This is a genomic window from Serratia sp. (in: enterobacteria) (assembly GCF_051654945.1).
Classification (GTDB): Bacteria; Pseudomonadota; Gammaproteobacteria; order Enterobacterales; family Enterobacteriaceae; genus Chania.
In genome coordinates this window covers 65,655-77,256 of record NZ_JBOFZA010000081.1, presented here as the reverse complement: position 1 = coordinate 77,256, position 11,602 = coordinate 65,655, and the positions used below count along the sequence as shown (strand labels likewise).

The 11,602-nt window shown below is 51.7% G+C and carries 11 protein-coding genes; 5 read left to right on the top strand and 6 right to left on the bottom strand.

Going from position 1 to position 11,602, the window contains the following annotated elements:
• Positions 1-121 precede the first annotated feature (121 nt).
• Positions 122-703 (bottom strand): flagellar transcriptional regulator FlhC, encoded by a 582-nt coding sequence (gene flhC, locus ACRDCA_RS16715; RefSeq protein WP_025121489.1) that lies wholly within the window; start codon positions 701-703, stop codon positions 122-124.
• Between the two features lie 2 nt (positions 704-705).
• Positions 706-1,056 carry a flagellar transcriptional regulator FlhD gene (flhD, locus tag ACRDCA_RS16710; RefSeq protein WP_438690544.1) on the bottom strand — a complete coding sequence of 117 codons (351 nt, stop codon included), beginning with the start codon at positions 1,054-1,056 and terminating at the stop codon, positions 706-708.
• A gap of 1,362 nt (positions 1,057-2,418) precedes the next feature.
• Here flhD and ydgT point away from each other — a divergent pair.
• From ydgT to ACRDCA_RS16695, 3 genes are all read left to right on the top strand, one after another.
• On the top strand, positions 2,419-2,634 hold the full coding sequence (gene ydgT / locus ACRDCA_RS16705; protein WP_021180917.1) for a transcription modulator YdgT: 216 nt from the start codon (positions 2,419-2,421) through the stop codon (positions 2,632-2,634).
• 148 nt (positions 2,635-2,782) lie between these two features.
• A complete protein-coding gene (uspC, locus tag ACRDCA_RS16700) occupies positions 2,783-3,193 on the top strand; it encodes a universal stress protein UspC (RefSeq protein ID WP_438690543.1) in 411 nt (136 codons plus the stop codon).
• 433 nt (positions 3,194-3,626) lie between these two features.
• A complete protein-coding gene (locus ACRDCA_RS16695; RefSeq protein WP_438690542.1) occupies positions 3,627-4,658 on the top strand; it encodes an NADP-dependent oxidoreductase in 1,032 nt (343 codons plus the stop codon).
• A gap of 43 nt (positions 4,659-4,701) precedes the next feature.
• On the opposite strand, the gene kynA is transcribed toward ACRDCA_RS16695, so the two are convergent.
• Positions 4,702-5,544, bottom strand: coding sequence for a tryptophan 2,3-dioxygenase (gene kynA, locus ACRDCA_RS16690; protein ID WP_438690541.1), 843 nt, complete (start codon positions 5,542-5,544; stop codon positions 4,702-4,704).
• A gap of 154 nt (positions 5,545-5,698) precedes the next feature.
• The gene (locus ACRDCA_RS16685) at positions 5,699-6,466 is read right to left on the bottom strand and encodes a phytanoyl-CoA dioxygenase family protein (protein WP_438690995.1); all 768 of its coding nucleotides are present in this window, start codon (positions 6,464-6,466) and stop codon (positions 5,699-5,701) included.
• 239 nt (positions 6,467-6,705) lie between these two features.
• Between ACRDCA_RS16685 and ACRDCA_RS16680 the strand changes: the two genes are divergently transcribed.
• Entirely contained in the window at positions 6,706-7,533 is an 828-nt protein-coding gene (locus ACRDCA_RS16680) for a helix-turn-helix transcriptional regulator (RefSeq protein ID WP_438690540.1), read from the top strand.
• A 107-nt stretch (positions 7,534-7,640) separates the two neighbouring features.
• Positions 7,641-7,820, top strand: coding sequence for a hypothetical protein (locus tag ACRDCA_RS16675; RefSeq protein ID WP_438690539.1), 180 nt, complete (start codon positions 7,641-7,643; stop codon positions 7,818-7,820).
• A gap of 49 nt (positions 7,821-7,869) precedes the next feature.
• On the opposite strand, the gene mgtA is transcribed toward ACRDCA_RS16675, so the two are convergent.
• Together mgtA and ACRDCA_RS16665 are read right to left on the bottom strand one after the other, a co-directional pair.
• Positions 7,870-10,569: a magnesium-translocating P-type ATPase gene (gene mgtA / locus ACRDCA_RS16670; RefSeq protein WP_438690538.1), complete on the bottom strand. Its 2,700-nt coding sequence runs from the start codon at positions 10,567-10,569 to the stop codon at positions 7,870-7,872.
• 197 nt (positions 10,570-10,766) lie between these two features.
• Positions 10,767-11,465: an MgtC family protein gene (locus tag ACRDCA_RS16665; RefSeq protein ID WP_438690537.1), complete on the bottom strand. Its 699-nt coding sequence runs from the start codon at positions 11,463-11,465 to the stop codon at positions 10,767-10,769.
• Positions 11,466-11,602: the final 137 nt, after the last annotated feature.

Here is an 11,602-nt window from a genome sequence, read left to right as displayed (position 1 = left end):
TGTGGATGGAAGGTGAGTCAGCGCGGGTGAAATTCGGCTACAGCCGGGCCGTACCTGAGGGCCCGGAGTACCGAGCCCTTGAGTTTCACCAGTCTGTGTTTTGTATAGCCTGCAAACGGGCTCAGACCGCGCGTTTTACCTGCTCGTCCAGCAGTTGTGGAATAATATCGGCCAGTTGCGGCGAAAGTTTACGTTTTTTTACTGCGCGGGATGGGGGTTGGCATAAACTGCAGACAAAACTGTTTAGCGGCTGGTGCGCATGGGTGATGAAAGTCCCGCCACAGCAGCTGCAGGCGGAGAGCTGCAACATGCCGCTGTCGACAAAGCGCACCAGCGTCCAGGCTCGTGTCAGCGCCAGCAGCGGTGGCTCACCGGGCTGCTGCGGACACTGCTCCAAATACAGCCGATAGGCTTTGACCACGGCTTCGACCCCATGGCACTGGCCGCATTTGAGCAGGAACTGGTAAGCATTGAAAAACATCGACGAGTGGATGTTCTGTTCCCAGGTCATGAACCAGTCCGTCGAGAATGGCAACATGCCTTTGGGCGGCGGGCTGCCGCGCAATTCTTTATACAGCTTGATTAATCGCCCACGGCTAAGCTGCGTTTCGCTCTCTAACATCTGCAAGCGTGCGCCCAGCGTGATCAATTCCATGGCAAGTTGAATGTCCTTGGCTTCCTGAACAATACTTTTCTCAGTCATTATCAGGCTCTTTTCTTCGTCACACTACCGCCTTTACCCGATAGTTCTTGCAGTAAATGGCTCGATAGCAAAATGCCGGTGTGGATCTGTTGCAGATCGTCGATGCGGGATTCTTTCGTCAGGCGCTCGATGGTATTGTGGTCATTAAAGCGGAAATGGCAAACCAGCTGATTGGTTTCTGCCAATTTTACCATTTGCGGCAATGTGAGTTGCGACAGCGCATCCGCCATCGAGTTATCAATCCCCAGACGGAACATTGCAGACGCTTTCTCATCGTTAATCAGGCGCTGTGCCAGAAGCAAATATGACAGATTAATGTCATAAATATGTTTAAGTAGTTCAGACGTACCCATATTCCCATCCCGACAGACTATGTTTAAAAACATACGCTGGGTGATAAATTATCGCCCATCACTTGGGTTCATTCCCAAAGTTGGCAAACAAATCCTTGTACGCCAGCCGCGATAACTGCGCGACTATACACAATTCGGGTTGTTACTCAGTATTTGGTATACATGTAATTACGTGTATGGATATACAGCATCCTGCTTCAAAAGTGTGTTTTGTGTGAGACTATTTTTACAAAAATAATAAGATTAATCTTAATTGCAGCGCAACTCTACCCCCGAACCCTTGGCACACACAACGTGATGGACGCGCAATTTTGAGCGCAATGTGACATTGATCACAAAAATAAAAAATATCCAGCTAAAATCGGGTAAATTCAGCCTACTTATTAACCACTTACCTGTTCAATAAATGTACCAAAGTAAGAAAAGGTCTTAAAAACCAGCTTTTACAGCCTAAAAACAGCCGTTTTTAGATCAATTCGAACAAAAGCTTAACCAAAGCCAAATCACAGAACAAAAATCTGCAAACACGCCGTAAACTTAGTTTAAATGACTGTTTATCATCTTCAACCAGTGCGTTATGGGCAAAATTACCGGGTTGGAACGCCTGCCGTTGCAAAGTCAGAATTAACTATAGTGGCAGTTCCAATTTTCGACAGGCCGGATCCCGGTGTTAACAGAGGCAGGATTAAGGGGTGAACAAGTAAGCAGAGGTAACGATCTGTTTCATAGCGAGATAATCGAGCAATGCGGGTAGTGATAACGCTCCCAAAAAAATACTACCCAGGCTTTATCGGCCGTAAAAGCAGGAAATTGCATTTTACTTAGCATTTTAATTATTATTTATGATATCTGATTACTCGTAGGGAAAATTCCTAATACTTTCGGCGAGCGCAAGAAAATGCATTTGATCATTAGCATTTTATTGTCTACCAGGTTTTCACGTTGAGGTGGATAATGTTTGAACTTTACCCATCTTAAGCAAAATTTTTGAATATTCATCGGAACAATACCCTAACTGACTACTTTCCCTCATTACCACCAAAAACCGATCCCGTTATCTTTTGCTTTGCCATGAGCAAAGAAATGCAGACTTATCCTGCAAAATTTTCCCTATGCACCTCACAAGCTAAGATTCTCCCTAATTGAAGGTTTATCTGTGAAGGTATATTGCCGATATGCTCATCACATATTATCATTCCAGGGTGCCCACACACCTATCAAGGGTATTTCGGCACAGCGCGTTCCCTTTGCTCACTTTTGTTTTATTTTGCCTGGCGACACATCTTCATCTTATGGCGATTTTTGCGAACATGTGAGGCTTTCCTTTCCGCTCTAATACTATTAACAGGCTATATTTTAACTATGACAAGTACCATCGACTACCTGATGACGTTTCGCAAATGTTCCAGCTTGGACAGTCTGGAAAAAGTTTATGACAAGCTCAATTATTCTCTGACCGATGACAACGAAATGAGCAACATGTACCGTGCCGCAGACCATCGCCGTGCGGAACTGGTTTCTGGCAAACTGTTCGATCTGGGCAAAGTGCCAAAGTCACTCTGGGCCCAGGTGCTTTAATCCCTCACGCTTATGCGCGCATCTTTTATCTTTTATGGCGGAATTTCTTGCCCGCCCTGGGATTTAACGTTGCGCGTGATGTAAACCACATTTATTGCGCAGGCATTGCTCTACCCTTTTAGCAATTAAACAGGCTGGGGAGTAGCACATGGGATATCGCAACGTTCTGGTTACGGTGGCCGTCGCAGCAGATAGCCACCGCCTGGTAGAGAAAGCGGTCTCTATCGTACGCCCCTGCAATGGGCATATCACGCTGATCAGTAGCATTGCCAATAGCGAGATTTTCCCCGCCCCCATGCTGGGCGATCTGCGTGCGTTGATGGAGGAAGAAACGCTGCTGTTTATGGAAGAACTTTGCCTGAGGGCAGACTATCCCAACATCGCGACCCGGATCGTGCATGGCGAGTTGGGGGACTGCCTGACCTACGCTAACCAACGGCAACCTTTTGATCTGGTCATCTGTGGCAACCATAGCGACAGCATGATGAATAAACTGGCCTGCTCCGCCGCACGCTTTATCAATACCAGCAGTATAGACGTGCTGATCGTCCCGCTATAGCGCACCTTCCCCCCACCCGGCTTGCTATTCAAGGTGAACACACTTTTTTCCTGAAGGAAATTAAGTGAGCCACAAGAAATAGCTATTGGCCGCTATGGCATCACTGAAACGCCGAAATTAAATCAATATCATAACCCCAATCAATATATCAACTCAGAATAATCGCAAGAACGGCAAAATATCGGCATTTGCTATCACTGATATTTGTTGTTAACCCGCCGATTTCCGCCGTTATTTTTCTTCACGAGATAAGCACTGCAACTCACATTTCCCCACTGCGAGCATTGCGCAATATTTTTCAACAAGCTGGTTAGCCATACTTATTACATCCGTGCATAAGTGCGCACATAACGCTATTTCCCGTTGCGCCATATTCACTAGACTAGTGGGTACCTGAACGCCATCCGTTCACACCGCCGCCAAGGAGTTATCGATGTCTCAGCAAGCGCATCACCGCCGTTTTTTGTTAGCTTCACGCCCGCACGGGGAACCGCAAGCAGACAATTTCCGTCTGGAAACCAGCGCCATTGCGCAACCCGCCACCGGACAGTTGTTACTGCGCACGGTTTATCTTTCATTAGATCCCTATATGCGTGGCCGTATGAGCGATGCCCCCTCTTATGCGCCACCGGTACAGATTGGCGAGGTGATGGTCGGAGGTACAGTATCCCGGGTGCAGGCCTCACAACATCCAGACTTTAAGGTTGGGGATTGGGTCTTGGGCTACGACGGTTGGCAAAGCCATGCGTTATCGGACGGCAGCGGCCTACGTAATCTGGGAGCCAAACTGGAACACCCTTCCCGCTACCTTGGCGTATTAGGGATGCCCGGTTTTACCGCCTATATGGGGCTGCTGGATATCGGCCAGCCACAGGCGGGCGAAACGCTGGTAGTCGCAGCAGCCAGCGGAGCCGTGGGTTCCGTGGTCGGTCAGATTGCCAAACTGAAAGGATGCCGCGTAGTGGGCGTAGCGGGTGGCGCAGAGAAGTGCCGCTATGTGGTAGAAGAACTGGGATTTGATGCCTGTATCGATCATCGTGCGGCCGACTTTGCCGCCCAACTGGCCGCGGCCTGCCCACAGGGCATCGATATTTACTACGAAAACGTCGGCGGCGCGGTATTCGATGCGGTCATTCCTTTGCTCAATACCAAGGCAAGAATCCCCGTCTGTGGCGTGATCGCGCAGTACAACGCTACCGAGTTGCCCAACGGCCCGGATCGGTTGCCGCTACTACAAGGCCTGATCCTGCGTAAGCGCATCAAGATGCAGGGTTTTATCATCTTTGATGATTACGCCGAAAAATTCCCAGAGTTTTTACAACAGATGGGGGAATGGGTAAGCCAAGGCAAAATCAAATTCCGCGAGGACGTGGTCGACGGGCTGGAAAATGCCCCTCAGGCCATTTTCGGCCTGCTGAAAGGCAAAAATTTCGGCAAACTTATTATCCGCGCCGCCGAGGAGTGATCTGCTGTTCAGGGCGCCATGCGCCCTGAACTAGCGGGTTGATCTACGCCCCGATTTCGGTTCGTACATCGAGCAGTTCCGGGAAGAAAGTCAATTCCAACGCCTTTTTCAAAAAACTGACGCCGCTGGAGCCACCGGTACCTGATTTAAAACCGATGATCCGCTCAACCGTTTTCATATGGCGAAAACGCCAGAGATGGAAACTTTCCTCGATGTCCACCAGCTTCTCGGCCATTTCGTAGGCCGCCCAGTAGGTTTGCGGATTATCGTATATCAGTTTGAACACCGGCAACAGTTGTGGATTACGCTGGTAAGGCTGGGTCCAGTCTCGTTCAATACATGCCTGAGGCACCGCGAGACCGTGGCGAGACAGATAGCGCAAGAATTCGTCATACAAGCTTGGTGCCTCAAGGATCGCTTTCAGCGCGGCGTATTTTTCCTCATCGGCACTGAACACGGCCAGCATGGCGGCATTTTTGTTACCCAGTAAGAACTCGATCGAGCGATATTGATGCGATTGGAAACCCGACGAATTACCCAGCACACCCCGGAACTCGACATATTCGGATGGAGTCAGCGTTTCCAGCACCGCCCACTGCTCAAACAGCAGGCGCTGGATTTGCTTCACCCTGGCCAGGATTTTGAAACAGTGGCTAAGTTTATCCTGCTGCACCAACACTCTGGCCGCTTGCAGTTCATGCAGCATCAGTTTCATCCACAGTTCCGAGGTCTGGTGTTGCACTACAAACAACATCTCATCATGATGCTGCGGATTGGAAAGTGGCTGCTGACAATCCAGCAGCCGGTCCAGGCACAGGTAATCACCGTAGCTCATGCGCTTGGAAAAATCGGTAACGATGGCGCTTTCTAGTTCCCGCTGATTCATAGTCTCTCCGTGTCCCTCACGCCTTTGACAAGCGTGAGTTAGCAAGTGAAGAGAAGACAATAGTCCATCTCGGCAACATTAACGCAACAATTAACGAGAGCTGTATCGCAGATCCTGTGTAGTTATCAATGACCGGACGCGGCATGCGGCGTCCCTACAGCACATCCAGCAGCCATTTCTGTGCCGGAGTCAATCGGCTGGCGGTTGCTTCCTTCAGCCAACGGCGCTGATCCTGCTGAGCGGTATCTGCACGGTCGATATAGAGTGAGTGCAGAACACGCCGCCGGGTGCCGATCTGGTTCTGTGTACCGCCATGCCAAGTATGTGCGTTGTAGATCATTACGCTGCCGGCCGGGGCCGCAAAGACAATCTCATCGGGATGTGCCAAATCAGGATCGGCCAACACGTCCTCCGGCAGTTCCGGCCGCAAGTGCGTTCCGGCAATGATGCGTGGTGCGCCATTCTCCGCACTTAAATCGTCAATCGCCCATATCGCATTGACCAGATGTACCTTGGGAAAATCGGGGCGCGGCTTTTTCCAATCGGCGTGCAAAGGCTGATGGCCACCGCCGTGTAAGGCTTCGCGGGCATTCAGGCTAGAGACTTTAAACTCACCGTTGAAAATGTAGCGGCAGGCAGACAGGATCAGCGGGTGTGACCAGACTTTTTCCCACACCACACCTTTATTTACCATGTTGGCAATCCGCGTTGCCGTCGCTTCCTGATGGTGCTCAATGGCCAGGTTATCCCCTTCTTTCTCCACCAGTTGGTCGATAAGATCGCGCATCGCCACCAACCAGTCAGGATCCGCCACGTTGTGCACCACGGTATAGCCTAACGTATCAAGCTCCTGCTTCATCTGCGCCGTTAACTCAATGTTGGCCCCTAAAGCCTCCAGGTAGATCTCGGATTGACGCTGCATCATGATTTCTCCATTTACTTTTTGATAACATGACGGCAAATTTACTGGAAGCCTCGGCCAAAAACAGGGGGCTTTTACTACGAAATACTGGACACAGATGCACGCAGGCCAAAAATGTGACCTTGGTCAAAATACGCAAAACCGGTGTCACCGACAGCATTGCTGGATCAAACCTACGACTAACGAGCACCACTAATAAAAAATCTATCGTTAACCGCCGAAGAGCACTGGAGATCGCGATGTCTGAATCCCTTGTTACCCTGCTTAATCAGTTGATTGCCCATCAGGATGCGATCCAGGTACGCTTCCCCGATCCCACGTTCCCCGCACCACCGTTAGCCTTCTGCGTGGCTTTTCCTCGCCTTGAGATCGTGCTCGAAGGGGAAGTTGAAGAGCAGTGTCTGCCGTTGGCGAATAACACGCTCTCGCGCTATCAGGTGCTCTATGTCCCTGCCGGTAAATGGAGTTTTCCGCAATGGACCCGGCCAGCGACCACGCTGAGCATCCTGTTCAGCAAGCAAAGGCTGGGTTTCAGCCTGCAACGCTGGGACGGAGTAACGCTGTGCGAGAGTCACAAACAGCACGTTGCGCGACGCGGGCCCAGAGTCGGCTCCTACCTGCTGTTGGCGATGAATGAGGTGTTACTGCAACCCGATGCGTTAACCTCGCAGCTGATCTTTACCGGGTTGATAAGCCATTGCCTGGAACAGCTCGCCAGCCAGGGCCAAACCGTCAGTAAAAGCCAGGAACTGCTGCTGGCCATCCAGGATTATCTTGATGACCACGCCGGGCTGCCGTTAACACGGGAAGGCGTCGCCAAACGATTTCATATTACCCCTAACTACCTGTCCCACCTGTTTCAAAAAGCGGGTCCGGTCGGCTTCAATGAGTACATCACCGCGGTGCGCCTGGAGCGGGCGAAAAATCTGCTGCGTGGCTACGATCTCAAAATCAAAGAGGTCGCCCATAACTGCGGGTTCGACGACAGCAACTATTTTTGCCGAATATTCAAAAAGCATACCGATCGCTCCCCGTCGGAATATCGCAGGCATTGCCGCAGCCTGTAGGGGAGTTAAGTTTCGGCTATTGATTCTATACACCAAAGCCACTGTCTATTATCTGCTCGCCCCCTACAATCAGTAGTAATGACAATGCTTATTCCATCGGGGGCACCATGTACAATTTTTCACGCTATCAAGCCAAAGAGCTGGCGCTGGCCTATATGAGCGGTAAAAAACACGATCTGTCTCCCCAGGAGTTTTTGCAACAGCTGAAAAGCTGCGAGAAATCCTTCGACCATCTGCTAAAACATGGCACAGAACTGCCGCGTGAAGTTCTGGTAAAAAGTTTCTGAACCGCAGCATTAGCAAAACGCCGGGCTTGACGCCCGGCGCGAACCTAGTTTAGAACCACTTGCCAAAGCGACGGATGTAGAAACGCTTCATCAATTGCGCCACTACACAGTAGCTGACCAGCGTCGCCACCAACCAAGGGAAATACTCCCACGGCAACGGTTGCAGCCCTACCCATGCCCCGAGCGGTGAGAACGGAATATAGATGCCGAGAGCCATAATCACCCCGGTGGTCAACAGCACCGGCAACGCCGCCGTACTCTGAATAAACGGGATCTTCTGGGTACGCAGCATATGCACCACCAGCGTTTGTGACAGCAAGCCCTCAATAAACCAGCCGGATTGGAACAGCGCCTGATGTTCTACGCTATTGGCGGCGAACACGAACCACATCAGTGCATAGGTAGTGATATCGAAAATCGAAGACGTCGGCCCAATCCACAGCATAAAGCGACCAATATTCTTGGCATCCCACTTACGGGGTTTACGCAGGAACTCTTTGTCCATCTTGTCCCACGGCAGGGAAAGCTGGGAGATATCGTACATCAGGTTCTGTAACAGCAGATGGATCGCCAACATCGGCAGGAACGGGATAAACGCACTGGCCACCAGCACCGAGAACACGTTACCGAAGTTGGAGCTGGCGGTCATGTTCAGATACTTGATGATATTACCGAAGGTTTCACGCCCCTTGATCACCCCTTCTTCCAGCACCATCAGGTTCTTTTCCAACAGGATGATGTCGGCAGATTCCTTGGCAATATCGGTGCCGGTATCAACCGAAATACCCACATCGGCATCGCGTAACGCCGGGGCGTCGTTGATGCCATCACCCAGGAAGCCCACGGTGTGGCCGTTAGCCTGCAACATTTTCAGCACGCGTGATTTTTGCAGCGGCGTCAACTTGGTGAATACCGTTCGCAGCTCAACCTCACGCATCAGTTGGGCATCATCCATCTGCTCGATCTCCAGACCGGAGAGCGGCTGTCCCGGTTCCAGGCCGACATCACGGCAGATTTTGCAGGTGATCACCGGGTTGTCGCCGGTCAGCACTTTCACCGCCACGCCATTTTCCTGCAAGGCTGCAATTGCTTCACGTGCGCTTTCTTTCGGTGGATCGAGGAAGGTCAATACCCCCTCGATCACCAGATCGCGTTCATCCGCCATGCTGAGTGGCAAAGTACAGCCCTCCTGGCCCAGATCTCGCGTTGCCAGCACCAGTACGCGGAAACCATCTTCATTATACTGGCAGGCCAAGGCCTGCAAATCGGCACGGCGCGCCTCGTCTAGCACCAATACCTGCTGCCCGACGCGGATGTGAGTGGCGATCTCCAGCATCTCTTCAACCGCACCTTTGCAAATCAGCAGTTGGCGCTGCTGTTCATCCTGCACCACAATCGACAGGCGGCGGCGTACGAAGTCAAATGGCAGTTCATCAACCTTGCTATAGCGTCCCAGCGCCTCAACCCCAGGCTGCCCCTGGCCAAAACGGATCACCGCCTGATCCATCAGGTTTTTCATACCGCCCTGATGGAAGCTGTTCAACCAGGCCAAATGCAGCACGTGGTTATCCTTGCTGCCGTTGACGTCCAGATGGTGCTCCAGAATGATGCGATCCTGCGTCAGGGTGCCGGTTTTATCGGTACACAGCACGTCCATCGCGCCAAAATTCTGGATCGCATTCAGGCGTTTGACCACCACCTTGCGCCGTGCCATGGCAATAGCCCCCTTCGCCAGGTTTGAGCTCACGATCATCGGCAACATTTCCGGCGTCAGACCTACGGCAACCGCCAGAGCAAACAAGGCCGCCTCTGTCCAGTCACCCTTGGTGAAACCGTTAATCAGCAACACGATCGGCACCATCACCAACATAAAGCGGATCAGCAGCCAGCTAACGCTGTTTACCCCACGGTCAAACGCGGTTTGCGAACGGGTGCCGACAATCGACTTGGCCAAAGAGCCAAAGTAGGTGCGGCCACCGGTCGCGACCACCACCGCCGTCGCCGTGCCGCTGGCCACGTTGGTGCCCATCAGGCAGATATTGGCCAGCTCGAGCAGTTCGCTTTCGCTGGAGGCATCGATCTCGCTGGACTTTTGGCTGACGCTGGCCAGGGCATCATATTTCTCGATCGGAATAGCTTCACCGGTCAAGATGGCCTGGCTGATAAACAGATCGCGTGAATGGAGCAAGCGCAGATCCGCGGGAACCATGTCCCCGGCCGAGAGTTGAATAATATCGCCCGGAACCAACTCACGGATGGGTATTTCCATCGCTAGCGGCTGGGAACTGAAATTACTGCGGCGCAGCACCGTTGCCGTGGTGCGCACCATCGACTTCAGCGATTCAGCCGCTTTATTGGTGCGATATTCCTGCCAGAAACGCAGCAAACCGCTCAACGCCACCATGATCAGGATAATGATGACGCCGGTAAGATCGGTTTCCTCACCATGCTGAATGGGCAACCAGTAGTCGGTAAAGAAACTGATCCCGGCCAATACCATCAGCACAAAGATAAACGGATTGTTAAACGCGCTGACTAACTGCACCAGCGCATGCGGTGCCTTCTCATGAGCAACCTGATTGGTACCAAAATGCTGCAAACGCTCCTGGGCATCTTCTTGGGTCAGGCCGATACGATTACAATTCAAATTAGCCAACGTTTGATCGAGACTGTTCTTTGCCTCGAGAGCAATGGCATACGGCTCGCGATGTTTATCACGGCGACGGTTATTTTCTTTAATATGGGTCATCACGCTATTCTCTTTTTTTTACTTTGCACTCAGGGTTACCCCGCCCGTAATAACGGGTGAACATACGCAAAGTGGAATTTAGTTTGCTGGCGTAATTAAGGTAACGCTGTTTACCTTAATTACCCAGGGTAGTCATATCTCTGGGGGGAGTTTGCATAACACCTCCTTATCACCATTGAGGCGAGGATTAATTATCGTTAAACGGGTAATTCTGACGCGACACGCCAATGCACGGCACTCACGCTGCGTTCTAAACTAATACGGCAGACAATGCCCTCAATCTCTTTTTGCGCAGCCGGATTGGCCAGGATTTCTGCACAGACTTCCAGCTGGCCCGGAATGGCAATATCGGCGCTACGCAGTGATTGCAGACGTAATGCCACGCCGTTCAATGCCTGTAGGATCAGGGTGCGAACCAGGATTTCATCCTGTTCTCCACAGGTCACCTGGACACGATAACGCAGTTCCAGATCCACCGCCTGCTGCTGCGGTTGCAGGTTAATGCGCTGCGCCGCTTCGCGTAGCAGAATGTTGGCACACAGGATCACCAGGGTGGCCGAAACGGCCTCCCAGTGTTGTCCCAGGCCGCATAGCACGCCGATGGCAGCCGAGCACCACAAGGTGGCGGCCGTGTTCAAGCCGCGGATATTCAGCCCTTCCCGCATAATCACACCCGCACCGAGAAAACCGATACCGGAGACGATCTGCGCCGCAATACGTCCCGCGCTGGACGGTTCGGTGGTAACGGAACTCAGGATAAAAACGGCAGCCCCGGTCGCCACCAAAGAATTGGTACGCAGGCCCGCCATACGCTGACGCCATTGACGTTCGGCACCGATAACGGCACCCAGGCCCATCGCCAGGAATAAATTCAGGATAAAAGGAGTCATAGCCATGATCTTCCCCTTAATTAATCATTGAGGTTGAATCATGTGCCGTTAAGCACACGCGAATTCGCGCCGAAAATCAATCAGCGGGTTAGCGTATGAGTGCCTGGAGGGAACAAGCCGTAATGATGGTTAAATACCATAAT